General features: G+C 60.9%; 26 protein-coding genes. 17 read left to right on the plus strand and 9 right to left on the minus strand.

Annotated elements, in window-relative coordinates; translation table 11 throughout:
- Window positions 1-45: 45 nt before the first annotated feature.
- Entirely contained in the window at window positions 46-618 is a 573-nt protein-coding gene (locus FHT76_RS16305; RefSeq protein ID WP_183860472.1) for a cysteine hydrolase family protein, read from the minus strand.
- Between the two features lie 116 nt (window positions 619-734).
- Between FHT76_RS16305 and FHT76_RS16310 the strand changes: the two genes are divergently transcribed.
- From FHT76_RS16310 to FHT76_RS16325, 4 genes are all read left to right on the plus strand, one after another.
- Window positions 735-1,721: a GlxA family transcriptional regulator gene (locus FHT76_RS16310; protein WP_259126415.1), complete on the plus strand. Its 987-nt coding sequence runs from the start codon at window positions 735-737 to the stop codon at window positions 1,719-1,721.
- A 96-nt stretch (window positions 1,722-1,817) separates the two neighbouring features.
- The gene (locus FHT76_RS16315; protein WP_016552562.1) at window positions 1,818-2,141 is read left to right on the plus strand and encodes a hypothetical protein; all 324 of its coding nucleotides are present in this window, start codon (window positions 1,818-1,820) and stop codon (window positions 2,139-2,141) included.
- A 167-nt stretch (window positions 2,142-2,308) separates the two neighbouring features.
- Window positions 2,309-2,680: a surface protein gene (locus FHT76_RS16320; protein WP_259126416.1), complete on the plus strand. Its 372-nt coding sequence runs from the start codon at window positions 2,309-2,311 to the stop codon at window positions 2,678-2,680.
- 801 nt (window positions 2,681-3,481) lie between these two features.
- Window positions 3,482-4,519, plus strand: a complete 1,038-nt coding sequence (locus tag FHT76_RS16325) for a 4-hydroxyproline epimerase (RefSeq protein WP_259126417.1) — start codon at window positions 3,482-3,484, stop codon at window positions 4,517-4,519.
- Window positions 4,520-4,522: 3 nt separating this feature from the next.
- Here the strand turns inward: FHT76_RS16325 and FHT76_RS16330 are convergent, their stop codons facing one another.
- Together FHT76_RS16330 and FHT76_RS16335 are read right to left on the minus strand one after the other, a co-directional pair.
- Complete coding sequence (locus FHT76_RS16330; protein ID WP_259126418.1) at window positions 4,523-5,005, minus strand: RbsD/FucU family protein; 483 nt, start codon at window positions 5,003-5,005, stop codon at window positions 4,523-4,525.
- Window positions 4,989-6,236: an ROK family transcriptional regulator gene (locus FHT76_RS16335; RefSeq protein WP_259126419.1), complete on the minus strand. Its 1,248-nt coding sequence runs from the start codon at window positions 6,234-6,236 to the stop codon at window positions 4,989-4,991. Before FHT76_RS16335 ends, FHT76_RS16330 begins: the two co-directional genes overlap by 17 nt.
- A gap of 231 nt (window positions 6,237-6,467) precedes the next feature.
- On the opposite strand from FHT76_RS16335, the gene FHT76_RS16340 reads away from it, so the two are divergent.
- The 8 genes from FHT76_RS16340 to FHT76_RS16375 all read left to right on the plus strand — a co-directional run bounded on the left by FHT76_RS16340 (window position 6,468) and on the right by FHT76_RS16375 (window position 13,797).
- Window positions 6,468-7,493, plus strand: a complete 1,026-nt coding sequence (locus FHT76_RS16340) for a sugar ABC transporter substrate-binding protein (RefSeq protein ID WP_016552567.1) — start codon at window positions 6,468-6,470, stop codon at window positions 7,491-7,493.
- Between the two features lie 152 nt (window positions 7,494-7,645).
- Window positions 7,646-8,710: an ABC transporter permease gene (locus FHT76_RS16345; protein WP_183753134.1), complete on the plus strand. Its 1,065-nt coding sequence runs from the start codon at window positions 7,646-7,648 to the stop codon at window positions 8,708-8,710.
- Window position 8,711: 1 nt separating this feature from the next.
- On the plus strand, window positions 8,712-9,494 hold the full coding sequence (locus FHT76_RS16350; protein WP_183753132.1) for an ATP-binding cassette domain-containing protein: 783 nt from the start codon (window positions 8,712-8,714) through the stop codon (window positions 9,492-9,494).
- Window positions 9,491-10,117, plus strand: coding sequence for a nucleoside triphosphate hydrolase (locus FHT76_RS16355; RefSeq protein ID WP_183860462.1), 627 nt, complete (start codon window positions 9,491-9,493; stop codon window positions 10,115-10,117). Before FHT76_RS16350 ends, FHT76_RS16355 begins: the two co-directional genes overlap by 4 nt.
- Before the next feature lie 112 nt (window positions 10,118-10,229).
- A complete protein-coding gene (locus FHT76_RS16360) occupies window positions 10,230-10,580 on the plus strand; it encodes a DUF805 domain-containing protein (protein ID WP_183860460.1) in 351 nt (116 codons plus the stop codon).
- Window positions 10,581-10,671: 91 nt separating this feature from the next.
- Entirely contained in the window at window positions 10,672-11,712 is a 1,041-nt protein-coding gene (gene pyrC / locus FHT76_RS16365) for a dihydroorotase (protein WP_183860458.1), read from the plus strand.
- Window positions 11,713-11,892: 180 nt separating this feature from the next.
- A complete protein-coding gene (locus FHT76_RS16370; protein WP_183860456.1) occupies window positions 11,893-13,071 on the plus strand; it encodes a GGDEF domain-containing protein in 1,179 nt (392 codons plus the stop codon).
- A gap of 189 nt (window positions 13,072-13,260) precedes the next feature.
- Entirely contained in the window at window positions 13,261-13,797 is a 537-nt protein-coding gene (locus FHT76_RS16375; RefSeq protein WP_183860454.1) for a glyoxalase superfamily protein, read from the plus strand.
- Between the two features lie 33 nt (window positions 13,798-13,830).
- Here the strand turns inward: FHT76_RS16375 and FHT76_RS16380 are convergent, their stop codons facing one another.
- Entirely contained in the window at window positions 13,831-14,319 is a 489-nt protein-coding gene (locus FHT76_RS16380) for a DUF1772 domain-containing protein (RefSeq protein WP_405049503.1), read from the minus strand.
- Entirely contained in the window at window positions 14,316-15,140 is an 825-nt protein-coding gene (locus FHT76_RS16385; protein WP_183753121.1) for an NmrA family NAD(P)-binding protein, read from the minus strand. Before FHT76_RS16385 ends, FHT76_RS16380 begins: the two co-directional genes overlap by 4 nt.
- Window positions 15,141-15,238: 98 nt before the next feature.
- Between FHT76_RS16385 and FHT76_RS16390 the strand changes: the two genes are divergently transcribed.
- The gene (locus FHT76_RS16390) at window positions 15,239-15,889 is read left to right on the plus strand and encodes a TetR/AcrR family transcriptional regulator (protein ID WP_183860450.1); all 651 of its coding nucleotides are present in this window, start codon (window positions 15,239-15,241) and stop codon (window positions 15,887-15,889) included.
- Between the two features lie 16 nt (window positions 15,890-15,905).
- On the opposite strand, the gene FHT76_RS16395 is transcribed toward FHT76_RS16390, so the two are convergent.
- On the minus strand, window positions 15,906-17,177 hold the full coding sequence (locus tag FHT76_RS16395) for an MgtC/SapB family protein (RefSeq protein WP_183860448.1): 1,272 nt from the start codon (window positions 17,175-17,177) through the stop codon (window positions 15,906-15,908).
- 219 nt (window positions 17,178-17,396) lie between these two features.
- Here FHT76_RS16395 and FHT76_RS16400 point away from each other — a divergent pair, with 219 nt between their 5' ends.
- Together FHT76_RS16400 and FHT76_RS16405 are read left to right on the plus strand one after the other, a co-directional pair.
- A complete protein-coding gene (locus FHT76_RS16400; protein ID WP_183860446.1) occupies window positions 17,397-18,086 on the plus strand; it encodes an orotate phosphoribosyltransferase in 690 nt (229 codons plus the stop codon).
- Window positions 18,087-18,176: 90 nt separating this feature from the next.
- Window positions 18,177-19,103, plus strand: coding sequence for a carbohydrate kinase (locus tag FHT76_RS16405; protein ID WP_183860444.1), 927 nt, complete (start codon window positions 18,177-18,179; stop codon window positions 19,101-19,103).
- 8 nt (window positions 19,104-19,111) lie between these two features.
- On the opposite strand, the gene FHT76_RS16410 is transcribed toward FHT76_RS16405, so the two are convergent.
- Window positions 19,112-19,912, minus strand: a complete 801-nt coding sequence (locus FHT76_RS16410) for an alpha/beta fold hydrolase (protein WP_183860442.1) — start codon at window positions 19,910-19,912, stop codon at window positions 19,112-19,114.
- A 175-nt stretch (window positions 19,913-20,087) separates the two neighbouring features.
- Here FHT76_RS16410 and FHT76_RS16415 point away from each other — a divergent pair, with 175 nt between their 5' ends.
- Window positions 20,088-20,372 (plus strand): BON domain-containing protein, encoded by a 285-nt coding sequence (locus FHT76_RS16415; RefSeq protein ID WP_183860440.1) that lies wholly within the window; start codon window positions 20,088-20,090, stop codon window positions 20,370-20,372.
- A gap of 81 nt (window positions 20,373-20,453) precedes the next feature.
- On the opposite strand, the gene pgi is transcribed toward FHT76_RS16415, so the two are convergent.
- The gene (pgi, locus tag FHT76_RS16420) at window positions 20,454-22,079 is read right to left on the minus strand and encodes a glucose-6-phosphate isomerase (protein ID WP_183860438.1); all 1,626 of its coding nucleotides are present in this window, start codon (window positions 22,077-22,079) and stop codon (window positions 20,454-20,456) included.
- 137 nt (window positions 22,080-22,216) lie between these two features.
- Window positions 22,217-23,917, minus strand: a complete 1,701-nt coding sequence (locus FHT76_RS16425) for a long-chain fatty acid--CoA ligase (RefSeq protein ID WP_183860436.1) — start codon at window positions 23,915-23,917, stop codon at window positions 22,217-22,219.
- 249 nt (window positions 23,918-24,166) lie between these two features.
- Here FHT76_RS16425 and FHT76_RS16430 point away from each other — a divergent pair, with 249 nt between their 5' ends.
- On the plus strand, window positions 24,167-24,559 hold the full coding sequence (locus FHT76_RS16430) for a PRC-barrel domain-containing protein (RefSeq protein ID WP_183753103.1): 393 nt from the start codon (window positions 24,167-24,169) through the stop codon (window positions 24,557-24,559).
- The last annotated feature ends 23 nt before the right edge of the window (window positions 24,560-24,582 follow it).

Raw genomic sequence — 24,582 nt, forward strand, 5'->3', positions numbered from 1 at the left:
CACGCAAGTTCGACGCACCACTTTGGCGCGCCGGCTGTCGCCTCCCTAGGCGGAGACTCTCACCTCGCCATGCTTGGCCAGTGTCTCCTCCGTCGAAAGCACGGAGGCGTAGGCAAATGCGAACGCCGCCATGAACGCCGCATGCGCTTGTGCGGCAGGAACCAGCGTGCCGTTGAATTCGAGGTCGCGTGTTGCGCAGGCATCATGGACAACCGTTACCCGGTAGCCGAGATCGCTGGCGGCGCGTGTCACGGCATCGATGCACATGTGGCTCATGCTGCCGACGACCGTCACCTCTTCGATGCCATGACGATCAAGCGTCGCCTTCAGCTCTGTTTCACGGAACGCGTTGACATGGTTCTTCACGATGACGGTCTCGCCCGGTCGATTCAGCACCTTCTGATGAATCTGTGCACCCTCGGACCCAGCAAGGAAGAAAGCCGCAGTCTCGCCGATCGACTCATGCCTGACGTGGATGACTAGGTCGCCGGCATCGCGGGCCGCCGCGACGATCCGTGCAGCATTGTCGGCGGCGGCATCGGCGCCGCTCAACGGCCATTTGCCGTTCGGGAAATAATCGTTCTGAATGTCGACGACGATGAGGGCTTGTTTGGTCATGTCCTGATATCCTTTCATTCCTTCCGGGACCGTCCCGTCCGTTGATGGACAAACTATGTCTGAAGCGGCATGGTGTGGATTGGCGAAATTGACATTATCGAGGTCAAAACTGACAAATGATCCAAGCCGACGCACCGACCGAGATCGGCATCCTGCTCTATCCGCACGTCCAACTCGCGGCCGTCTATGGGCTGACTGATCTATTCAATCTGGCGAATCGGTTTGCAACGAGGCAACGGACTTCGGGGAGCCCGGCGTTGCGCGTAAGCCATTGGCGGGAGACAGACGCCGCGGAGGCGGTCGAGCGCGTATTCGATACGGCACCTGGCACCCAAGGGGCGCCCGACGTGCTGCTGCTGCCCCCGAGCTTCGGCGAACCGATGACATCCGAGGAAGCCGCTCCGCTGGCCCGATGGCTTCGCCAGCGGCATGCCGAGGGAACGACGCTGAGTTCCGTCTGCATCGGCGCGTTCCTGCTTGCCGAGACCGGTCTTCTGGCGCACCGGATGGCGACGACCCACTGGACCTACGCGGCTGTACTGGCTGAGCGCTTTCCCGATGTGCGGGTCGATACCGACAAGCTCATCATCGATGAAGGCGACGTCATTACCGCCGGAGGCCTGATGGCCTGGACCGATCTCGGCCTGAAGCTCGTCGACAGATTGCTGGGATCGGCTGTCATGCTGGAGACGGCACGCTACCTCCTGGTGGATCCGCCTGGCAGGGAGCAACGCTGCTACAGCAGCTTCTCGCCCCGCCTGAACCATGGCGACGAACCGATCCTGAAGGTGCAGCACTGGCTGCACGCGAGCGGCGCGCGCCAAGTCACGCTGCCCGCGATGGCCGAGTGCGCGCGCCTGGAAGAGCGCACCTTCCTTCGCCGTTTCCACAAGGCGACAGGGTTTCGACCGACGGAATACTGCCAGCATCTGCGGGTCGGCAAGGCGCGTGAAATGCTGGAGTCTTCGAAACGGACCGTCGAGCAGATCGCCGTTGCTGCCGGCTACGAGGATCCGGGCGCCTTCCGCAAGGTGTTCCAGAAGATTACCGGCCTGTCGCCGGGAGACTACCGCAGCCGCTTCGGATTGAACGGCAGGGTATGAATTGAGGCCGGCTGGCTAGCTTGGCGCAACATTGCGACGCGATGGTGCAATGGGCGCTGCGTGGGCAGCGATTCATGGCGCATGGCCGGAGGAAATATGCTGAGGAATACGGTGCAAGCGTTTGCGTTGTGCGCGGTCATGGCAACGCTTGCCAGCTGCGTCGATGCCAATATGCCGACACTTGTACCTGTTGCATGGCCTTCCGATCCACCGCTCAATCTGCCGGCAGTCGCCCATCACATCTGCACCGGTGACAGCAACTTTATGTACCGCGAATCAAAGAAGCAGTACGAGCTGCGCGCCGGAATGGGCCGCTATCCGATCGATCCCGCCCAGCAGGAAGCGACCGCGATCGCCGCGGCACAACGGCAGTATGTTACCTGCCTGTCGAGCCAAGGGTATCGAATTTACGGCCGATAAGCTCGCTGGCTGAAGCCTGCCGCCTAGCCCGCTGTGGCGCCTGCCGCGTCAGCCCGCTTCACGCGCAATCGCCGCTGATCACGACTGCAGGAGGGAGCGTGTGATCGCGGAACTTTGCTACGCAGGAACGCATTTTTCTTTGATAAATCCAAGAAGGAGGATTTATCATGAACATGTCCAACATTGCTTTTGCCCTGTCAGCCGGAGCGCTCCTCCTACTGCCATCAACCGTTCCCGTGCAGGCGGCGCCTATGCAGCAGGTTCCTCTCCCAAGCGCCTCGAACGTCGAAATGGTGCAGTACAATCAGCAGCGGTCAGGCTATTTCAACGGCTATCGCGGCTCGCGCACTGAGCGCGCCGGCACCCGCCGCGGGCCAGATGGCTACTGGTATCCGTTGGCTGCCTTCGGTGTTGAGGGCGGTACGACAGGTTCCATCGGCACTCAGCCGGTGCGACCCATGCAGCGCCAGACCTACTGCCAGAACACGTTTGGCGGCACCAACGGTGATGGCAGCATGCCCTGCGACAACGGCTACTGATGACGTAACGTCCTGAATGTGAGGCGGGATAGCTCCCGCCTTCACATTCACTGCTTCCTCAACTGCTGGTGATACTTTTTCGAGGTTCGTCGGCGAAGGGCGACTCACAACAGATCGTATCGGTGCTCCGCCGTTTGGCCCACTACCGCAGTCGAGCTCCACATCAATTCGCGTTCCGCAGCGTAGATGTTCCCCCGGCTAGTTCGCATAATTCGGCGTGATAGCAATTGGCGAGAGTTCGAGTCACTGGGCCCCTCATCGGTCCTCGAATGGGAATTCTGACGTCTCATCGCGCAATTCCGGCAGATTGAGCGCCGTATTCGCCCAAAAAATTGACTAGTTGATCAAAAATGCCACAAAAAGAGGCCAACTGCAGTTGCGAGGTATGCGTTATTTGCATTGCTGCGTTGCGGTAATCTCCCTATTCCTGATCGAAACAATGGGCTATCTATTACCTCGAAGGCAGCGCACTCCTCCTCCCAGCGCTCCTTCATCGGACTGACAACACTCCTCCTCCCAGTTGTCAGTCAGGATCAAGAGCCCGGTGCACCTCCTCCCGCACCGGGCTCTTTTCTATTTTGCCTCCTGCATCGACAAATCGTGGCTTCTCGCTCGCAGAGACGTGCGCCGTCGCGCTACATTGCTTGGCGTGTAGCAGGCGGTGGGCTGCCGCAAGTCCGCATCAACGAAAATTCCCCATAGGCAACCGCCGACGATCTGATATATCAGGCTGATAACATGACGCGGATGCCGAAGCTGCTTCGGCCGACATGATACGACATGCTTGAGAGGAGTTGACTGATGAGATGGAAGCGCACGATCCAGCTTCTGGATGTTCACGCCGAAGGGGAGATCGGCAAGGTCGCAATCGGCGGCGTGCCGAAGATCCCTGGCAATACGGTCGCCGAACAACTGAACTGGCTGAACACCGATCCAAAGGGTCAGGAACTCCGTCGTTTCCTCTGCCTCGAGCCACGCGGCGCTCCGATCGGCTCCGTCAATCTGCTGCTGCCGCCGAAGCATCCGGATGCCGATGCGGCTTTCATCATCCTGCAGCCCGATCAGGCGCACGCCAGCTCGGGTTCGAACTCGATTTGCGTCACGACGGCATTGCTGGAATCCGGGATCGTCGAGATGAAGGAGCCGGAAACCATCGTCACGCTGGAAACGGCAGCCGGCCTCGTCAAGGCGACAGCGACCTGCCGCGATGGGCGTTGCGAGAAGGTCAAGCTCACCATGGTCCCGTCTTTCGTGCAGGAACTCGACGTTGACGTCGACACGCCGCACTGGGGCAAGATCAAGGTCGATATCTGCTACGGAGGTATCTTTTACGCGCTCGTCGATGTCGGGCAGATCAATCTGACAATCGAGAAGGGCAATGCCGCGGCTCTCGTACAGGCCGGCATGGTGTTGAAGGAGCTGATCAATCGCAGCATCGAGGTCGTCCATCCGGAAATTCCGGCGATCTCCGGCGTTGCCTATGTCATGTTCCGCGACCTCGAGGCCGACGGCACTGTTCGCACCTGCACCACCATGTGGCCGGGCCGCGCCGATCGCTCACCCTGCGGCACGGGCAATTCCGCCAACCTTGCGGCACGACACGCGCGCGGCGAGGCGAAGGTCGGGGATGTCTTCAAGTCACGCTCGATCATCGGTTCGGAGTTCGAAGTTGGACTGTTGGCGGAAACCGAAGTTGCTGGTCGTCCCGCAATTGTCCCGACGATTGCGGGTCGCGGGTTCACCTTCGGTCTTTCGCAGGTCGCGCTCGACCCCTTCGATCCGCATCCAGGCGGCTTTGCATTGACGGACGTCTGGGGGCCTTTGGCGGGCGAGATCTGACGCTCAGTAAGTGAAGGGGTCGAGCTCTGCCTTTTCAACGGCGTGGTCGCCCACCTGCTCCGGGTAGATGACACCCTTGCGCAGGATGATATTGGCGTAAAGCCGTGGTTCGCTGGTCTGGATCACGGCATGGGCGGCCCGCACGCGATTGTAAAAGTCGGCGCCGACGAGTGGCACCACCTGTCGGTGCGGCTCGTGACGGGCGCAGCAGTCGATCATTTCCTCATGCACAGGATCGAGTTTGTCGCGATCGGCCTTGACGGTGGAGCGGAAGATCGCGTCCTGCACGAAATCGTCGATCGGCAGGACGCTCAAGACGGCGTCGAGAACGCGCACGATGCCATGGCCATCGAGGCGAATCAGCCGCCGCGCATGCTCGACACCCGGATAATTGCCGTCGACGATCGCGATCTCGTCGCCATGCCCCATGGCACGCAGCGTCGAAAGCAGTTCGGGGCTCAGAAGCGGGTTAAGTCCCTTCAGCATATTCGACCTCCTTGAATAGAACGTTCTGGTCCGTGAGGTAGCGCGCGAAGATCGGCAGACTGGCGCCGCCGATGGCGCGCGCATGGGCGCCAACCGCGCCCTCGATGATATCAGGCATGACAACACCCTGAAGGTCGAGCAGATCCGCCTCGCGGATCGTCGCCTGCACAATCCGCTCCCGCACCCATCCGGGAAAGCCGCCGTCGATGACGGCCGCGCTGAAGTCGATGATCGAGGCCGCGGCGACGATTGCCTGCGCGAGCGCTTTGGCGGTGTCCTGGATCCACGTTTCGAGCGGCTCGCCGAAATCGATCCAGTCGTCGGCAGAATACCACAGCGGCTGCGGGTCAATGCCGCGTTCGCGCAGCATGTTTTCCAGCACGAAGATCGAGGCGACCTCCAGCAGCTGCAGCGTCTCACCGTTCTTGCCGCGGACGGGAAGGGGGCCAATGGCTCCGGCCGTGCCGGTGCGTCCGGAAAAGATCGCTGAATTGAGAACGATGCCGCCGCCGATGAAGGAGCCGATGAAGAAATAGACGAAATCGGGATAGGAGGGGCCGATACCGAACACGAGCTCGGCGCCGCAGGCGCTTGTCGCATCGTTCTGCAGGTAGACCGGATAGGGAACGCGCGCAGTAATCTCGGCATGGAGATCGAAGTCGCGCCACACATCCATCGCGCCTTTGGGAGAGCCGACCTCTTCCTCCCAGTTCCAGAGTTCGAACGGGGCGGCAATGCCGATGCCTGCGATGCGGCTGCGCTGCTTCTCGTCGAGCCGGCCTTCGAGCTCTTGGATGCCGGAGGTGATGAAGTCCAGGAAAGTATCGGGCAGCGGATAGGCGTAGGTCTTGTGCAGTTGCAGGCGGATCTGGCCAAGGAAATCCATCAGCACCAAGTCGGCGCTGCGTCGGCCCATTTTTACGCCGAACGAGTAGACCGCATCCGGATTGAGGCGCATCGGGATCGATGGTTGACCAACCCGACCGCGCACCGGCTCGCCGCGGGAGAGCAGCCCTTCCTTCTCCAGTGCCCGCATGATGACGGAGACCGTCTGCGCTGAAAGACCGGTTCGACGTGCAATATCCGCCTTCGACTGGGAGCCGTAGAGGCGCACCAGCGACAGCACAAGCCGCTCGTTATAAGCGCGCACCCTGATCTGGTTCGCGCCCCCGGCCGGACTCAAAATAGGCAGTTGGGCCGGTGTCTGCACCGGACCGTCCAAAGACGACATAGCCGCTCCTCCCGCCTCTTGGTCTATGCTCCATTTTTGCCAAGCATGCCATACGGAATTAATAATTCAATTGGATTTATTTATTGACAAGGCGATTTCTTTCGCTCTTAATTGCCATCGTCAACGGCACGGAACGGCTTGGGGGAGGCCGCCGGCGAGACCGCAGCGGTTCTTGTGCTTGTCAATTCCGGCACCGCCTGGGGCGGGTCGGCAAATCTCTGGGAGGACTCAATGAAGAAATCAGTGCTTTCCGCCGCGCTCGGCGCGCTCGCTCTAGGGGTCGCCTTCTCGGCGCCTGCCATGGCAGCTGACGTTTCGGCCTGCCTCATCACCAAGACCGACACCAATCCCTTCTTCGTGAAGATGAAGGAAGGCGCGACGGCCAAGGCCAAGGAACTGGGCGTCACGCTGAAGTCCTACGCTGGCAAGATCGATGGTGACAGCGAAAGCCAGGTTGCCGCGATCGAAAGCTGCATTGCCGACGGCGCGAAGGGTATCCTGATCACCGCGTCCGACACCAAGGGTATCGTTCCCTCGGTCAAGAAGGCTCGCGACGCAGGCCTGCTGGTCATCGCACTCGACACGCCGCTCGATCCGGCTGACGCTGCCGACGCAACCTTCGCAACCGACAACCTGCTCGCCGGCAAGCTGATCGGCCAGTGGGCGAAGGAAACGCTCGGCGACAAGGCAAAGGATGCCAAGGTCGGCTTCCTCGACCTGACGCCATCGCAGCCGACCGTCGACGTTCTGCGCGACCAGGGCTTCATGATGGGCTTCGGCATCGACACCAAGGATCCGAACAAGATCGGCGATGAAGACGATGCGCGCATCGTCGGTCACGACGTAACGAACGGCAACGAAGAAGGCGGCCGCAAGGCCATGGAAAACCTTCTGCAGAAGGATCCGAGCATCAACGTCATTCACACGATCAACGAGCCGGCTGCTGTTGGCGCCTACCAGGCCCTCAAGGCTGTCGGCATGGAAAAGAACGTTCTGATCGTCTCGGTTGACGGCGGTTGCCCGGGTGTGAAGTCGGTCAAGGAAGGCGTGATCGGCGCTACCTCGCAGCAGTATCCGCTGCTCATGGCGTCGCTTGGCATCGAGGCGATCAAGAAGTTTGCCGACAGCGGTGAAAAGCCGAAGCCGACCGAAGGCAAGTCCTTCTTCGACACCGGCGTTTCGCTGGTGACCGACAAGCCGGTTTCGGGCCTCGAGTCGATCGACACGAAGGTCGGCACCGACAAGTGCTGGGGCTAAATCCCGCGATATAACTTACCGCCGGCCGGGGCTTGATCCTCGGCCGGTTTCGACCGACCATAGCTGTTGTCTCGGGAGCCGGCGAACAAAGACCGGAGCGATATGGGGCAGGGCTTCCGCGCGCGGTTTGGCGCGAAAGCGGAGGAGAAACAATGACCGGAGCACAAGACTTCGAACGGGTGCTTGACGGAAGCGACAAGAATGTCGCGTCGTTCGAGCATCAAGCCGTACCATTTGTGAAGCGTGCGCAGCACTTCCTGCACTCGACGCCGGCCGCCGTGCCGCTGATCGTGCTCGTGCTGTCGATCATTATCTTCGGGATCGCGCTTGGCGGACGCTTCTTCTCGTCCTACACGCTGACGCTTATTCTTCAGCAGATAGCCATCGTCGGTATTCTCGGCGCCGCGCAGACTCTGGTTATTCTCACAGCGGGCATCGATCTCTCGATCGGCGTGATCATGGTTATTTCGGCCGTCATCATGGGCAATTGCGCCATCACCTATGGCATTCCAACGCCCATCGCGGTGCTGGCCGGCCTGCTGGTCGGCGGCCTTTGCGGTCTACTGAACGGCTTCCTCGTCGCGTTCATGAAGCTGCCGCCGTTCATCGTGACGCTCGGTACGTGGAACATCGTGATGGCCACGAACTTCATCTATTCCGCCAACGAAACGATCCGCGACACCGATGTCGACACGCAGGCGCCGTTGCTGCATTTCTTTGCAATCAGCTTCAGGCTCGGCAGTGCAGTCCTGACGCTCGGCGTCATTGCCATGGTGCTGCTCGTCCTTGCGCTCTGGTATATCCTCAACCACACCGCTTGGGGGCGCCACGTCTACGCCGTCGGTGATGATCCCGAAGCGGCAAAGCTTTCGGGTATCCAGACGAAGAGCGTCCTGCTCACGGTCTATACGGTTTCGGGTGTGATTGCCGCCTTCGCAGCCTGGGTCTCGATCGGCCGAAATGGCTCGATCTCTCCCTCGTCAGCAGTGACGGATTATAACCTGCAGGCCATCACGGCAACCGTGATCGGCGGCATCTCGCTCTTCGGTGGCCGCGGCTCGATCCTCGGCACCCTGTTCGGCGCGATGATCGTCGGCGTTGTCTCGATGGGCCTCAACATGCTCGGCGCCGATCCGCAGTGGAAGGTGTTGCTCACCGGCGTGCTTATCATCGCCGCAGTCGCAATCGACCAGTGGATCAGAAAGGTGTCGGTGTAATATGGCGAACGAACCTCTTCTCTCGGCACGCGGTCTGGTCAAGCGCTACGGACGCGTTACCGCGCTCGATCATGCCGATTTCGATCTGTACCCAGGCGAGATCCTGGCCGTCATCGGCGACAACGGTGCCGGCAAATCGTCGCTCATCAAGGCGATCTCCGGCGCCATCACGCCCGATGAAGGCGAGATCACGCTGGAGGGCAAGACCGTCAACTTCAAGTCGCCGATGGAGGCGCGCGAAGCCGGCATCGAGACGGTCTACCAGAACCTCGCCTTGTCGCCGGCGCTGTCGATCGCGGACAATATGTTCCTCGGTCGCGAGATCCGCAGGCCCGGCATCCTCGGTAGCTGGTTCCGCATGCTCGACCGCCCGGCGATGGAGAAACGGGCTCGCGACAAGCTGACCGAGCTTGGCCTGATGACCATCCAGAACATCAACCAGGCCGTCGAAACCCTTTCGGGCGGCCAGCGCCAGGGTGTGGCGGTCGCGCGGGCGGCCGCCTTCGGATCGAAGGTCGTCATCATGGACGAGCCAACGGCGGCTCTTGGCGTCAAGGAAAGCCGCAAGGTGCTGGAACTCATCCTCGACGTCCGTTCGCGCGGCTTGCCGATCGTGCTGATCTCTCACAACATGCCACACGTTTTCGAGGTTGCCGACCGCATCCATATCCATCGGCTTGGACGTCGCCTCACGGTCATCAATCCGAAGGAATATACGATGTCGGACGCCGTCGCCTTCATGACCGGCGCCAAGGCGGCTCCGACGGAGCCGGTCGCAGCATGAGCGTAACGATCGATGAAATCGCCGGCGACGTCGTCAGCCGCGCCGGCGATGTAAAGCGCTTCCTGATCGCCATCGCCGGCCCGCCCGGCGCTGGCAAGTCGACCATGGCGGACAATCTCGGCGACGCCCTCAGAGCTAGAGGAGAGACGGCCGAGGTCCTGCCGATGGACGGCTTCCATATGGACAACGCCATCCTCATCGAACGTGGCCTGCTTTCCCGGAAAGGTATCCCGGAGACCTTCGATGTCCGCGGCTTCCTCGATATCATCCGCGCCGTGCGTCCGGCCGACCAGGAAGTGTTGATCCCGGTTTTCGATCGTTCCCGCGAACTTGCCATCGCCTCGGCGCGCGTCGTCTCGCCGGAACATCGGTTTATCATCGTCGAAGGCAACTACCTGCTTTTCAGCCAAGGCAAATGGGCGGAGCTCGAAGGCATCTTCGACTACTCGGTCATGCTTGCGCCACCGATCGAGGTGCTCGAGGAACGGCTGTGGGAGCGTTGGCGCGGCTACAAGCTCAGCGAAGAGGAAGCGAGCGCCAAGGTCTATGGCAACGACCTCCCCAATGGCCGGCTGATCCTCGGTAACCGCCGTAGGGCGGACGTAACGCTTGAGGTAGCCTGATCCGCCTCTGCCGGGCCAAGCAGCCTTGCGGCAATAGATGGAATCGTTGCACGCTCGCCTACATGCAACTTCCGCTTTGTGAGCGGAACGCTTGGACATGGAGGGATAGCGCATGAGCTTCACCGAAGCAGTCTCGTCAGTCTTCTCTAAATATGCCGTTTTCAGCGGGCGCGCCGGGCGACCGGAATTTTGGTGGTTTGCGCTCTTCAATGTTGTCGCATCGCTGATCCTGGCCGTCGTCGACTATCTTCTCTTCGGCCACGAGATTCTTGGCGCAATCTACGGGCTTGCCGTCCTGCTTCCCGGCCTGGGCGTGGCGATCCGCCGCCTTCATGATGTCGGCCGCTCCGGCTGGTGGATCCTCGTCGGCATCATTCCGCTCGTAGGCTGGATCGTTCTGCTCGTCTGGTATCTCAGCCCCGGCACATCAGGCGTCAACGAATACGGTTCACCATCTGCTTGAAAGAGCCGCGGGCAAAATGTTTGCCATGCCCCGCTTCGGGGTGATAATGCGCAGGGCTGAACGTTATCAGCAGCCCGCGGAGTTTCAGCGCATGCAATCGATCACCATCCGTCGCCCCGATGATTGGCACCTTCACCTGCGTGATGGAGCCATGTTGGAGGGTGTGATTGGTGATACCAGCCGCGACTTCGCCCGCGCAATCATCATGCCGAACCTGGTGCCTCCGGTGGTCACCACCGCGGATGCTGAAGCCTATCGCGGTCGCATCATGGCGGCACTACCAAAGGGCGACAGGTTCCAGCCGCTGATGACGCTCTATCTGACGGAACATACCAACCCAGATGACGTCGAAGCCGGCAAGACAAGCGGGCTCATCACCGCGGTCAAGCTCTACCCGGCTGGTGCGACGACCAACTCGCATGGCGGCGTGCGCGATATCGAAAAGGCGATGCCGGTGCTGGAGCGGATGGCGAAGATCGGACTTCCGCTTTGCGTTCACGGCGAGGTGACGACATCTGAGGTTGACATCTTCGATCGCGAAGCGGTGTTCATTGAAACGGTGCTCGATCCCCTGCGCAAGCGTCTGCCCGAACTCAAGGTCACGATGGAGCACGTGACCACCAAGGACGGCATCGACTACATCAAGTCTGCGAAGGCCAATCTTGCAGGGTCGATCACGACGCACCACCTGATCATCAACCGCAACGCCATTCTCGTCGGCGGTATCCGCCCGCATTACTATTGCCTGCCGGTCGCCAAGCGCGAAAATCACCGGCTTGCGTTGCGTGCCGCCGCAACGAGCGGCGATCCGCGTTTCTTCCTCGGCACGGATTCGGCTCCGCATGTCGATCCGTTGAAGGAATGCGCCTGCGGCTGCGCCGGCATCTACACCTCGATCAACACGATGAGTTGCCTTGCGCATGTCTTCGAACAGGAAAACGCTCTCGACAAGCTCGAGACCTTTGCGTCGCTGAACGGACCCGTCTGGTATGGTCTGCCGGTGAACGAAGAAAGAATAACGCTGGTCAAGCGTGAAGAGCCGGTCAATTTTCCAGGTAAAGTTGAAACCGGCGGGGGCCTAGTTACAGTTTTCGATCCAATGTTCCCGCTCCATTGGGACGTTGAGCGGTAGGATTTGCTGGCATCACGCAGTTTTTACTGCTGCTGTTCTTTCAGGGCGGCGGCAATGTGCTGTCCGCGCCTTATTGTTGATTTAAATGCATGAATTTTTAACGAAATAGGTAAGACATTCCTCATAGCAGACTCGTAGGCTTCGCACGAATGAGGGGCGCGGCAGCCGTCGCGATAAAGCATGACGCTTGATTACAATTCCCTTTTGATGGCGCTTGCAGTCTCGGCCACGTGTCTTGCTGTCACGCTGCTCGGGAGTTGGTTTGCGCGCCGGACCGAGACTTTTCTCTTAACCTGTACCTTCGGTCTTGTTCTGATCGTCAGCGGCATTGTCGCCTATGGTCTTTATGTCGACGAGCCCAAGATGGGCCTTGCCGTCGTTGCCTTCGTGTTGTTCCATGCCGGCTTTGCCGCTGTTTGGGGTGCCGGCTATCAATTCCGAACTGGCAAGCTGCCGCGCATTGCCATCATTTGCTGCGCTCTCGCCGCGATGCTCGTCTCGATCCCGCTGTTGCTGCTTGGATTGGACGGGCTGGCCTTCATCGCGGATAACCTCGCGATCGCCGTATTGCTTTTTGCCACGGCCCATCAGTACTGGCGGGCGCGCGCGGAGGCGCCGGCGCCTTTGACGGGAATTACCGGCCTCTATGCCCTGACGGCGATCTCCTTTGTGCTTTGCGCCGCCGTTCTGATTGCCGATGGAAAGATGGTCCTCGGGGTTGCGCCCAGCAATTGGGCCGAGGATCTAAGCCTTGCGATCTGCATCGCCAGCATGACCGGTATCGGCGCGCTGTCGCTGGCGCTTCATCAGTGGCGGCTCGCCGCTCGCCATCGCCTGGATGCCATGACGGATCCGCTCACGGGGCTTGTGAACCGGCGGGCTCTTTTCGATCGCTATGGACAGGGCACCATGGGGCCGGCGACCGCCGTCCTGGTGTTCGATCTCGATCACTTCAAATCGATCAACGACACGTTCGGACATGCCGGCGGCGACCGCGTGCTGAAGGTCTTTGCCGGCGAGCTCGCTGCGAATTGCCGGGCCGGCGATACCGCCGCCCGTTTGGGTGGCGAGGAGTTTGCGCTGGTTTTGAAAGAGATGGCGCCGGGCCGCGCCGAAATGGTGGCGGAGCGCATCCGCAAGGCATTCGCCGCCCGAGAGATCTATCTTGAGGACGAAACCCTTAAATGCACGGTCAGCGTCGGCGTCGCGCCGGGGCGATCAATGCCAATGGATTTCGACGCCATGCTGAGCGCCGCCGACAAGGCGCTCTACGAAGCCAAGCGTGCGGGTCGTAACCGGATCGAGCTTGCAAGCCGTCTCCATTCCGTACCGGCCGGACCCGTTCGCACCGGCTCTTGATCGGAAACGTCGGCTCGCCTATGGTCGCAGTCGGCCGGATGCGGCCAGCCGCCCCGCGGCGCGAAAGCGCGATGGTGAATGCATCCAGATACCTCCTTCACATCCCTTGCCGTTTGGCGATCGATGGCGAACGGGTCAGCAGACGCGGGCACTGATCATCCTGTTTGCCGCCAACGGAAGGAATGAATCATGCGCGATTTTCGCGACGCCAAACTCATGGCGAAAGCGTTGCGGCAGGCAATGGCCGCCCGCAATATAGACCTCACGCACAGCGAAACTCTGGAGATCGTTGCTCGCCAATTCGGCTTCGATCAATGGAATATCCTATCGGCCAAGCTTGACGAGCAGGAAGCGGCGCCGTCGGCCATTGCTATCCAGCCACCAATCCCGATCTTCCGCATCTTCGACGTCGACAAGACGAAGGAGTTCTATTGCGGCTTCCTCGGCTTCGCCCTCGATTGGGAGCACCGCTTCGGCGATCATTTCCCGCTCTACTGCCAGGTATCGAGAAGCGGCATGATCTTGCACCTCAGCGAGCATTCCGGCGATGCCAGCCCCGGTGCCCGCGCCTTCATTCCCGTCACCGGCGTTCGCGCCTTTCAGGCGGAACTTGCGGCCAAGGACTATCGCTATATGAAGCCCGGTTTGCAGGAAGCACCGTGGGGCCTGGAAATGGAGGTCATTGACCCCTTCAATAACCGGCTAACATTCTGCGAGCGGACGTAACGCCGGCAGGGCGGGAAGATCGCCCCCGCCTTTTCATATTAGTATTAGGGCGCGCACGAAGGCGATCGAGGCGAGCAGCGAGGCGACCGTCCTGACATGGTTCCACCATGTCCAGTCCTTGAGATAGCTGGTCCAGAGAGCAGTCGCCTCGGCGCCGCTGCCGCTCACCTTTGCCAAGGCGTCATTCATCGGCACGTTGAAGACGATCGTCGAGAGAAACGATGCAAGCAGATAGAGCGCTGCGCCCGCGAGCATCCAAACGCTGAGGCCACCACGCCAATGAAGGAACGCGAAGGCGGCGATCACGAGACAGAGGGCCGCCGTCGGCACGAACAGCAGCATGAAGGGCGAGCGCACGATCGTGAGGTTGATGGAGTTCATCGCGGCGATGCCCTGCTCGGGAGGAATGCGGGCAAACGAGGTCATGATGAAGGTCGAGAAGGCAAAGAAGATACCCGCGACGAGGCCGCTGCCGATCGCAGCGGCCGCCAAAACGATACCGAGAACACCTGCCACTGTCATACCCTCCATGTGCGACATGCCGCGGCATCTCGAGCATAAACACCGAAATCCCTGGCAGGGCGGCCTAGAATATCCGCGACTCCACTCGCAACCTGCGAATTCCTGCCGTCAAGCACCTGCGTGAAGAGCTCCTCGAGCAGGTCGATGATGTCTTTCGGCAGCCCGGCGGCCGCAAGACCCTCCCTGAACTCTCCCATTGAGATCTGCTCATAGCTGAGGTCCCTGCCGCTCGCTGCAGCGATCTCGGCGACGGCCTCGCGGAAGGTCAGCGCCCGCGGACCGGTCAGTTCGTAGGTCTTCCCGAGGTGTCGGGTATCGGTCAACGCAGCAACGGCCGCGTCGGCAATGTCGTCCGCATCGACGAAAGGTTCTTTCACCGCGCCCGCCGGAAGCGCCAATAGACCCGCGCCGATCGGCTCGGCAAAGGCGCCCTCGCTGAAGTTCTGGCAGAACCACGAGGCGCGCAGGATGGTGTAGCCGATGCCGGATGCCTTGAGCGCATCCTCCGCCCGGTGCGCACCTTCCTCGCCGCGACCGGACAACAGCACCATATGCGTAAGGCCACAGTCGATAGCCGTGTGGGCGAGTCTGCCGATTGCATCGGCGGCCCAAGATACGGAAAGGTCAGGCTGAAAGCTCACATAGGCGCTTTTTGCTCCGACGAGCGCTGCGGCCCAGGCGGCCGGCTTTTCCCAATCGAATGGCCGCACGCTGGAGCGGGAGGCAAAGCGGAAGCCAAGTTCTCTCTTCTTCAGCCGGTCGGCCACGCGGCCACCTGTTTTGCCTGAGCCGCCGATGAGAATGATTTCGGAATCTTGCATGCTGAACACTCCTCCGATCAAAATAAGAGAAAGTCTCCCATTTGCAAAATGAGATAAACTCTCTTATTTTGATCGTCAAGTGAAAAATGGAGAGCGGAATGGGCGACAAGGTTGCCGCCAGGCGCAGACGACAGCCGGAACAGACCGGCCAGCCACGCCGCATCCCGCAGCAGAAGCGAGGCCGGGAGCGTTTCGAGAAGATCTTGTCGGCGGCGCTGGAACTGATCGAGAGGAATGGCAGCGACGCGCTGAAAATGAGCGAGATCGTTGAAAAGGCCGAGCTATCCTTCGGGGCGCTCTATCAGTATTTCCCCGACAAGAGTTCGATCATCCGCACGCTTGCTGAGCGCTTCAACGAGCAGGGCAGGGCTTGCGTCGAGGCGGAGCTCGCAACAGTGGCGGACGCGAAGACGCTCCGCCAGGCTCTCTGCAACATCGCCGACCAGTACTACGCCTTTTTCCGGCAGGAGCCGGTGATGCGAGACATTTGGATCGCCACCCAGGCCGACCGGCTGCTGCAGCAGGTCGATGCCGAGGACATGGAGTTTCATGCCCAGGCCTTGTTTTCCGTTCTTGCAAAGCTGGAGCCGGAGCGGAGCAGAAGCGAGCTGATCGCCGTTGCCAGACTGACGATGCAGCTTCTCGCCGCCGCCGTCCGCTACGCGATTTCGCTGGATGATGCCGAGGGACAGGCAGCGATTGCCCTTTATCAACGAATGCTGCCGGCCGATATCGCGCGACTGTCTTAGCCGCTGGCGCAATCGGCTAAGCCGGCAGGAAACTGCGCGCTGTGAAGTAGCCCACGCCTCCGAGCACGACCGCCACCGCCGACGCTTCACCGAGCGCCATCGCGTATTCCCGGCGTCCGGCCGTGAAGGCCAGTACAACCTTCGTGATGGTATTGACCGCGACGGCGATCAGGATGACATCGGCCGCCGTCGTCACATCGATCGTCGAGCCGACGAGGCGTGCCGTGGAAAGCGTGATGGCATCGACATCGACGAGGCCGGAGATGGCTGCCACGACGAAGAGCGCGGATGCCCCGACGTAGTCGATCGCCATCTTCGACACGAGGCTGATGAGACCGAGCAGCGCCGCGAAGGAGATGACGGTCGTGAGCTCGAAGGGGTTTTTCAGGTCAATCTCCGGCGCCTCGGTGGCAGTCTTGGAACGCCACGCTGCAAACAGGCCGGCGGCCACAAAACCGATGATCGCCGGGACGAGCGCTGAGGCGAGCGGTACCAGCATCGTGAAGGACAGGGCACTGGCGATGACAAGAACGCGAGCGTAGGAGAGGGCGCCAGCAATGCCAGCGCCGGCCGCAAGATGCCGCGCACCTTCAGGTGCCTCCGCTGAATAGCGGGCGAAGGACAGCGTCAAGGCCGTCGACGAGACAAGCCCGCCTGCCGCCCCGGCGAGCAGAACGCCTCGACCGCTGCCCATCAATCGGATCGCGATGTAGCCGGCAAAGGACAGCGCCGCTATGGTGATCGTCAAGAGCCAGAGCGAGTAAGGATTGAGCGCACCCCAGGGATCAAGCGCTCTGTCCGGCAGCAGTGGCAGAGCAATCACGGTCATCGCGAGCAGCAGCAGGGCGGAACGGAGTTCCACCCACGTCAACCCTCTGAGAAAGCCGTGCAGGCTGTGGCGCGCCGCGAGAATGACCGTCGTTGCGACGGCGCCGGCTGCCGCGGTCACAACGTCGCCGACGGCAGCCAGGACGCCGAGCCCGAATACCACAAGGGCGGCGACGACGGTGGTAATGCCATAATCGTGGTTCTCCTCCGTCTCCTGCCACTTACCGGCTATGTAAACGAGACCCAACAGCACTGCGATCGTCGCAGGGAGATACGGACCCGTCATGGATTGAAGCGTTCCGGCTATTCCGCCGAGAAAGCCGGTGAGGCCGAACGTGCGGATACCCGCGGCCCTGCCTCCAGCACGGATCTGACGCTCCTGCCAGCCTCGTTCGACGCCGACGAGGAGGCCGATGGCAAGCGCCACGCCGAGGCGCTGGAAAACTTCGATATGGTCCATGGCATGACGATATCGCCGCTTTATACGCGCGCAAGCGCAAATATCTGAAAGAATTGGTGCATTGCGGCCTCAAGGCCTCGAACGCTGCGTGGCTGGAGTGCGGCGCCGGCGACACCGTTCGATCGTCAGGACGTTTTCTGAGTATCGAACCGCTGGCCGTTCTGGAAAACTGTCGCGCTTGCTGCTATTGGCCCATAGATTTGACCAAAGGAGAGAGCGATGATCCAGACGACATTCACCGACCGCGCCGCGATGGCGGAACTCGTGGCGAAGATGCTCTGGGAGATCAAGGCGGTGCATTTCAATGCTGCCCAGCCCTACAAGTTCGCGTCCGGCATGGCGAGTCCGGTCTACATCGATTGCCGCAAGCTGCTCTCTTTCCCGCGCGTCCGCTCGACCGTGATGGATTTTGCCGCCAGCGTCGTGCTGCGCGAAGCCGGTTTCGAGCAGTTCGATTGCATTGCCGGTGGCGAGACCGCGGGCATCCCGTTTGCGGCACTGCTCGCCGATCGCCTCAGCCTGCCGATGATCTATGTCCGCAAGCAACCGAAGGGTCACGGCCGCAACGCACAGATCGAAGGCAACATGCCGGAGGGCTCGCGCGTCCTCGTCATCGAGGACCTGACGACGGCAGGCGGCAGCATGTTCAAGTTCATCGATGCTGTCAGGGCTGCCGGTGGCGTGGTCGATCACGGTATCGCGCTGTTTTATTACGGCATTTTCGATGAAGGCGCGTTGCGCTTTGCCGATGGCAAGGTGAAGCTGCACTACATCGCCACCTGGCGCGATGTTCTGGCGGTCGCCAAGGCGCAGAAGCTGTTCGACGAGAAGATTCTGAACGAAGTCGAAGCGTTCCTCGATGCGCCGCTCGCATGGTCCGGACGCAACGGCGGCATTTCATCACTTTGAATGAAGAATTGCGTCGCGGCGCTTTGCTTTTGCCACGAAATTATCTAATCGATTTGAACATCGATGGATCGTAATGCTTGGGAGGCCGGAATGATTTTGTGCTGTGGCGAAGCGCTGATTGACATGTTGCCGCGGGAAACGACTCTCGGTGAGAAGGGGTTTGCGCCCTACGCCGGCGGTGCGATCTTCAATACGGCGATCGCGCTCGGACGCCTCGGCATCCCGACGGCCTTCTTCACCGGCCTCGCCGACGATATGATGGGCGAGATCCTGCGCGATACGCTGAAGGCGAGCAATGTCGACTTCAGCCTCTGCGCCATTACCCCGCGCCCGTCGACGGTCGCCTTCGTCAAGCTCGTCAACGGTCAGGCCACCTATGCCTTCTACGACGAAGGCACGGCCGGGCGCATGATCACGACCGAAGACCTGCCCGTTCTCGGCGACGATTGCGAGGCGCTGCATTTCGGCGCGATCAGCCTGATCCCCAGCCCTTGCGGCGAGACCTATGAAGCGCTTCTCGACCGCGAGTGCGACAAGCGGGTGATTTCGCTGGATCCAAACATCCGCCCCGGCTTCATCAAGAACAAGGAAGCCCATATGGCGCGTATCAAGCGCATGGCGTCGAAGTCCGACATCCTGAAGTTCTCCGACGAGGATCTGGAGTGGTTCGGCCTCGAGGGCAGCCATGACGACCTGGCGGCCTACTGGCTGAAGCAGGGTGCCAAGCTCGTCGTCATCACCAAGGGAGCTGAAGGTGCATCAGGCTACACCAACGAACGCAAGGTCACCGTCCCGAGCGAGCGCGTTACCGTCGTCGATACCGTCGGCGCCGGTGATACCTTCGACGCCGGCGTGCTTGCGTCGCTGAAGATCGATGATCTCCTGACCAAGGAAAAGGTCGCGTCGCTCAGCGAAAAGGCGCTGCAGAACGCCCTCTCGCTCGGCGCCAAGGCCGCAGCCGTCACCGTCTCGCGCGCCGGAGCCAATCCCCCGTGGGCAAAAGAAATCGGTCTCTGAGCCGAGGCCTATAACCGATCGAGAAAGGCGAGCACTTCGCGGTTGAAGTGCTCGGGCCGCTGCAGCGGTGCGAAATGGCTCACCTCTGGCAGGAGGATCAACTCGGCATCGGGAATGCTGCGTGCCAGATAATCCGCGTGCTCGCGCTTGATGAATTCGTCGTTCTCTCCGAGCACGACCGCGACCGGCACCTTGATGCTCGCGAGGTCGGCGGGCTTATAGTTCGGCTCGCTTGCCATCATCTTCGACACGTCGCCGACGAAGCTCTCGAAGGCGTCGGGCGTGGCGGATAGCGCCCGATAGTCCTTTCGATGCCGGCTGAAGCAACGATCGATGATCGGGGTCGGCTTGAATTCAAGCGTGCCGCTCGGGTCCATGTTGCAGGCGAAGAAAAACACACCGGAAACCCGCTCCGGCCGCTGGTCGGCGAGAATAAGCGCCGTGCATGCCCCGTCGCTCCAGCCGACGAGCGCGGCCTTTACCAGTCCTAGGTGATCCATCACCGCAAGCACGTCTTCGGACATCCGCGTGTAATGATAGGGACGCGCGTCACGCGTGCTGCGGCCGTGGCCGCGGCTGTCAATGACGACGACTTGCCGGCCCGTGGCGACGAGCGCTGGCACCTGAAAGCCCCAGTTTCCTGCATTGCCGAGCCCACCATGTAACAGGATCACGGCCGGACCGGAGCCGTAGCTCGCATACCAGATGCGGGCGCCGTCATTCTCAACGAAGCCATGGTGCTGCGACCTAGGTAGCGGCGCCGCGCCATGCGCTTCGAAATTCACAAGTTCGTCGTCCGTTACGCTCATTCAACCTCTCCGCATCGCGACGTACCTATAACGCATGGCGAGGTCGGATTTCGACATGGACTACGCGAAATACCGCGTCGCGGGCGAGCCTGGGTAGAAATCGACGCATGTCATACTTAATAGACCGCTAATATTGCGACCTGTACCTTCAATGTTTAACGTTGGAGGAGAAGAAATGGTTCTACGCGTTGACGGTCACGGCTGGTCGCTCGGCAGCGTCGAAGCCGGTCATTGTTCGGCGGCGACCAAAGCCGCGATCAAGTGCGCACTGGAAGCGTCATCGGAGTTCGACAGCACGCAGATCATTGTTTCAATGCTTGGCGATTTCGTGGTGCTTGAAGGCTTTGTCCGCTGTCGTGGAGATGACGAACTGGCCGTGGATGTCGCCGCCGCCATCGTCGGGTCGAGTCACGTTCACAATCGACTGCTATGTCGTGGCTTCCCGAAGAGGCCGAACTAGAGGCGGCTTTCTGAGCCCCCAGTTCGCAAACTGTGAGAAGCTCCCGCGGTCAGCCGCGGGAGCTTTTTTGTCTCGATGCTCTTACTTGGCGAGCTTCGCCAGCGCGGCGACCAGGCCCTGTGTCGAGGAATCGTGACCGGCGGCGCTTTCCTTGCCTTCCACGACGGGCAGCAGCCCGGTTGCCAGTTCCTTGCCGAGCTCGACGCCCCACTGGTCGAACGAGTTGATGCGGAACAGCACGCCTTCGACGAAGACGCGGTGCTCGTAGAGCGCGATCAGGCGGCCGAGCGCATAGGGTGTCAGCTTGTCGTAGACGAAGGTGATCGATGGGCGATTGCCGGTGAAGACACGGTGCGGCGCGATGAAATCGGCCTTTTTGTCGTCCATGCCCTTGTCGGTCAGCTGCTTCTTCGCTTCTTCGAAGGTACGCCCCTTCATCAGCGCTTCCGACTGTGCAAGCACATTCGAGATCAGCAACTGGTGCTGGTGGCGGAGATTTGGTTCGAAGGCGTTCGCCGCGATCATGAACTCGGCCGGGATGACGCTCGTGCCCTGGTGGATCAGCTGGTAGAAGGCGTGCTGGCCATTGGTGCCGGGCTCGCCCCAGACGACCGGGCCGGAATTGCCTTCTACCGGCGTGCCGTCGATCGTGACGCCCTTGCCGTTCGATTCCATGTCGAGCTGCTGCAGGTAGGCCGGAAAGCGGGACAGGCGCTGGTCATAAGGCAGGACCGCTCGGGTTGGATAGCCGAGCACATTGCGGTGATAGAAGCCGATCAGGCCGAGCAGCATTGGTAGGTTCTTGGTAACGGGCGCCGTGCGGAAGTGATTGTCGACGGCATGGGCGCCCTCGAGAAACTTGATGAAATTCTCCGGCCCGATGGCGATCATGATCGGCAGGCCGATTGCCGACCAAAGCGAATAACGGCCGCCCACCCAATCCCAGAAGCCGAAGACGCGCTCGCTCCCGATGCCGAAAGCCGCGACCTTGTCGAGTGCGGTCGAAACGGCGGCGAAATGATGCTGAACGGCAGCCTCGCCGAGCGCGTCGGCGATGAACTTGCGCGCCGTCTGCGCGTTCGTCATCGTCTCCACCGTCGTGAACGTCTTGGAGGCGACGATGAAGAGCGTCGTCTCGGGCTGAACGAGCTTCAGCGTATCGGCGATATGGGCGCCATCGATGTTGGAAACGAAATGCGCGCGCGGGCCGTCATGGAATGGTGCCAACGCCAGCGTCGCCATCACGGGGCCGAGGTCGGAGCCGCCGATGCCGATATTGATGACGTCGGTGATCGCCTTGCCGGTCGCGCCCTTGAGGCTGCCGGAGCGGATGCCGTCGGCGAATGTGCCCATGGCTGATAGAACGGCGTTGACGTCGGGCATCACGTCCTTGCCGTCAACCAGCACCGGCGTGTTGGAGCGGTTGCGCAGAGCGGTGTGCAGAACGGCACGGTTTTCAGTGAAATTGATCGCCTTGCCTGAGAACATCTCGTCGCGCTTGGCTTCGACGCCGCCCGTTTCCGCGAGCTTAACCAGGAGAGCTAGAATCTCGTCGTTCACCGCCGTCTTGGAATAGTCCATCAGGAGGTCGTCAAGCGACACGCTAAAATGGGAGAAGCGCTGCGGATCGGCGGCAAAGGCGGCGCGCAGATCAGTCGCCTTGGTAGCGGCCGCAGTGCTCTTCAATTGTTCGACGATGGCATTCATGGGAGGCTCCTTTGCAGGGCGAGAGGGTCGCGGAAACTATTCGCTTTGTAGGGCGCAAATCAAGTTCGGCGACCTCCCTGGACGCAAAAAAGCCACCCGCCTAAGCGGATGGCCGTAATTTCACGCAACCGTCAAACTTAGCCGCGGAGATCCTTGCGCAGGATTTTTCCGACCGGCGTCTTTGGCAACTCGGTGCGGAATTCCACGAAGCGCGGACGCTTGTAGTTGGTGAGGTTCGCAGCGCAATGCGCCTTCACATCGGCCTCCGTCAGCGCCGGATCCTTGCGCACCACAAAGAGCTTCACGGCCTCGCCGGAGTGCCCGTCGGGGATGCCGACCGCTGCCGCTTCGAGAATGCCCGGATGCATCGCCGCCACTTCCTCGATTTCGTTCGGATAGACGTTGAAGCCGGAGACGAGGATCATGTCCTTCTTCCGGTCGACGATCTTGGTATAGCCGCGTGCATCCATGAAACCCATGTCGCCGGTGCGGAAATAGCCGTCCGCCGTCATCACACGGGCGGTTTCCTCCGGCTTGTTCCAATAGCCGGCCATCACCTGCGGCCCGCGGATGCAGATTTCGCCGATTTCGCCGAGAGGCAGCGAGTTGCCGTCCTCGTCGCGAATGTCGAGATCGGTGGAGGGGATCGGCAGGCCGATCGAGCCGGTGAACTCCGCCGAATCGAAGCGGTTCGCCGTCGCCACCGGCGAGGTCTCGGAAAGCCCGTAGCCCTCGGTAATGTGGGAGCCGGTGATCTTCATCCAGCGCTCGGCGACCGGCCGCTGCACTGCCATGCCGCCACCGAGCGACATCACGATGTTAGAGAAGTCCAGCTTGGCAAAATCGGCATTGTTCATCAGCGCATTGAAGAGCGTATTGAGACCGGGGAAGATATGAACCTTCACCTTGCCGAATTCCTTGACCAGGGCCGGAATATCGCGCGGATTGGCGACGAGGATATTGTGGGCGCCGAGCGACATGCCCATCAGCGAATTCACCGTCAGCGCGAAGATGTGATAGAGCGGCAAGGCGCAGAGGAAGTTCAGGACCTCCGGGCGCGGCTTCTTGTCGAAGGCCGATTCCAGCCAGAGTTCGAGCTGCAGCTTGTTGGAGAGCAGGTTCCTGTGCGTCAGCACTGCGCCCTTGGCGATGCCCGTCGTGCCGCCGGTGTATTGCAGGAAGGCGATGTCGTTACCCTTGAGGCTTGCGGGCTTCAGTGATTTGCCTGCGCCCTCGCCGAGCACCTGCTTGAACGTTTTGTGCTGGGGGATCGACCATGAGGGAACGAGCTTCTTGACCCTTCGCACGAGCAGATTGACGATCAAGCCCTTGGCGCCCAGCATCTCGCCGAGCGACGTGACGACGACATGGCGCACGTCGGTTTTGACCAGCACCTGCTCGACCGTGCGAGCGAAATTCTCGAGCACGAAAATGGCCTTGGCGCCGGAATCGCGCAGCTGGTGTTCCAGTTCGCGGGGCGTGTAAAGCGGATTGACATTCACGACCACGAAGCCGGCGCGCAGGATGCCGTAAACGGCGACCGGATTCTGCAGGACGTTCGGCATCATGACGGCGATGCGATCACCCTTCTCGAGGCCGATGCTCTGCAGCCACGCCGCAATCTTGCGGGTTTGGCTTTCAAGCGCGCCGTAGGTCAGTGTCTTGCCCATGCTGGAAAAGGCGGTGCGATTGGCATAGCGCGCGCAGGATTTCTCGAGCAATTCCGCCAACGATTCGTATTCCAGTGCGGGAAGCTCTGCCGGCACACTCTCGGGATAAGTCGCAAGCCAGGGCTTTTCGGGCTTCGCACCGCCTGGATGGACGGAAATGCTGTTCATATTGTCTCTCTCCCTGTCGCTGCCGGCCGGTCCAACCGGCAAGCCGATTGGACGATCCTCCATCTTCCAACGCGGCAGCTTATGTCATCGCCTGAATGGTTCAAGCTGAGAATAGAGCTACACTAACCTTAACGTAAACGTCAATAACGCAGCGTCTGCGGTTGTCGTGAGTAAAGTTGGGAACATCGAGTTCGGGGTAGCGTTTTTATGCGTGGACCAACCACGAGGAAAACCAAAAGGAGGTGCACCATGCTGCATCAGGACGCTGACAACACCCGCCGTGACCCGAACGTGAAGGATACTCCGACGCTGATTGCCAGCGACCGCGTGGAAGGCACCCGCGTCTATGGAGCCGATGGCAAGCATATCGGTTCGATCGAACGATTGATCCTCGGCAAGCGGGACGGCCGCGTTGCCTACGCCGTGCTTGAGTTCGGCGGTTTCTTGGGTATTGGCCACGATCACTATCCACTGCCGTGGGAAAAGCTGAGCTACGACACCCAGCTGGACGGCTATCGCATCGACCTGACGAAGGAGCAGATCGAAGGCGCGCCGAGCTATGCGGATGATGACGACACCTGGTACAACGATAATGGCCGCCGAGTGTATGATTACTACGGCGTGCCGCCCTACTGGATGTAACGTCGTCCGCTCACGTGCGATCC

Source organism: Rhizobium sp. BK176 (genome assembly GCF_024808055.1).

What these genes read in the sequence shown, in the direction of transcription:
- FHT76_RS16350 (WP_183753132.1), top strand. Translation starts at nt 8,712, where the DNA reads ATGGCGAACGAACCTCTTCTCTCGGCACGCGGTCTGGTCAAGCGCTAC.
- FHT76_RS16395 (WP_183860448.1), bottom strand. Translation starts at nt 17,177, where the DNA reads ATGGACCATATCGAAGTTTTCCAGCGCCTCGGCGTGGCGCTTGCCATC.
- FHT76_RS16415 (WP_183860440.1), top strand. Translation starts at nt 20,088, where the DNA reads ATGGTTCTACGCGTTGACGGTCACGGCTGGTCGCTCGGCAGCGTCGAA.
- FHT76_RS16335 (WP_259126419.1), bottom strand. Translation starts at nt 6,236, where the DNA reads ATGTCGTCTTTGGACGGTCCGGTGCAGACACCGGCCCAACTGCCTATT.
- FHT76_RS16410 (WP_183860442.1), bottom strand. Translation starts at nt 19,912, where the DNA reads ATGAGCGTAACGGACGACGAACTTGTGAATTTCGAAGCGCATGGCGCG.
- FHT76_RS16325 (WP_259126417.1), top strand. Translation starts at nt 3,482, where the DNA reads ATGAGATGGAAGCGCACGATCCAGCTTCTGGATGTTCACGCCGAAGGG.
- FHT76_RS16430 (WP_183753103.1), top strand. Translation starts at nt 24,167, where the DNA reads ATGCTGCATCAGGACGCTGACAACACCCGCCGTGACCCGAACGTGAAG.
- FHT76_RS16340 (WP_016552567.1), top strand. Translation starts at nt 6,468, where the DNA reads ATGAAGAAATCAGTGCTTTCCGCCGCGCTCGGCGCGCTCGCTCTAGGG.
- FHT76_RS16345 (WP_183753134.1), top strand. Translation starts at nt 7,646, where the DNA reads ATGACCGGAGCACAAGACTTCGAACGGGTGCTTGACGGAAGCGACAAG.
- FHT76_RS16385 (WP_183753121.1), bottom strand. Translation starts at nt 15,140, where the DNA reads ATGCAAGATTCCGAAATCATTCTCATCGGCGGCTCAGGCAAAACAGGT.
- FHT76_RS16305 (WP_183860472.1), bottom strand. Translation starts at nt 618, where the DNA reads ATGACCAAACAAGCCCTCATCGTCGTCGACATTCAGAACGATTATTTC.
- FHT76_RS16310 (WP_259126415.1), top strand. Translation starts at nt 735, where the DNA reads ATGATCCAAGCCGACGCACCGACCGAGATCGGCATCCTGCTCTATCCG.
- FHT76_RS16355 (WP_183860462.1), top strand. Translation starts at nt 9,491, where the DNA reads ATGAGCGTAACGATCGATGAAATCGCCGGCGACGTCGTCAGCCGCGCC.
- FHT76_RS16375 (WP_183860454.1), top strand. Translation starts at nt 13,261, where the DNA reads ATGCGCGATTTTCGCGACGCCAAACTCATGGCGAAAGCGTTGCGGCAG.
- FHT76_RS16390 (WP_183860450.1), top strand. Translation starts at nt 15,239, where the DNA reads ATGGGCGACAAGGTTGCCGCCAGGCGCAGACGACAGCCGGAACAGACC.
- FHT76_RS16360 (WP_183860460.1), top strand. Translation starts at nt 10,230, where the DNA reads ATGAGCTTCACCGAAGCAGTCTCGTCAGTCTTCTCTAAATATGCCGTT.
- FHT76_RS16400 (WP_183860446.1), top strand. Translation starts at nt 17,397, where the DNA reads ATGATCCAGACGACATTCACCGACCGCGCCGCGATGGCGGAACTCGTG.
- FHT76_RS16320 (WP_259126416.1), top strand. Translation starts at nt 2,309, where the DNA reads ATGAACATGTCCAACATTGCTTTTGCCCTGTCAGCCGGAGCGCTCCTC.
- FHT76_RS16380 (WP_405049503.1), bottom strand. Translation starts at nt 14,319, where the DNA reads ATGACAGTGGCAGGTGTTCTCGGTATCGTTTTGGCGGCCGCTGCGATC.
- pgi (WP_183860438.1), bottom strand. Translation starts at nt 22,079, where the DNA reads ATGAATGCCATCGTCGAACAATTGAAGAGCACTGCGGCCGCTACCAAG.
- pyrC (WP_183860458.1), top strand. Translation starts at nt 10,672, where the DNA reads ATGCAATCGATCACCATCCGTCGCCCCGATGATTGGCACCTTCACCTG.
- FHT76_RS16405 (WP_183860444.1), top strand. Translation starts at nt 18,177, where the DNA reads ATGATTTTGTGCTGTGGCGAAGCGCTGATTGACATGTTGCCGCGGGAA.
- FHT76_RS16330 (WP_259126418.1), bottom strand. Translation starts at nt 5,005, where the DNA reads ATGCTGAAGGGACTTAACCCGCTTCTGAGCCCCGAACTGCTTTCGACG.
- FHT76_RS16370 (WP_183860456.1), top strand. Translation starts at nt 11,893, where the DNA reads ATGACGCTTGATTACAATTCCCTTTTGATGGCGCTTGCAGTCTCGGCC.
- FHT76_RS16315 (WP_016552562.1), top strand. Translation starts at nt 1,818, where the DNA reads ATGCTGAGGAATACGGTGCAAGCGTTTGCGTTGTGCGCGGTCATGGCA.
- FHT76_RS16425 (WP_183860436.1), bottom strand. Translation starts at nt 23,917, where the DNA reads ATGAACAGCATTTCCGTCCATCCAGGCGGTGCGAAGCCCGAAAAGCCC.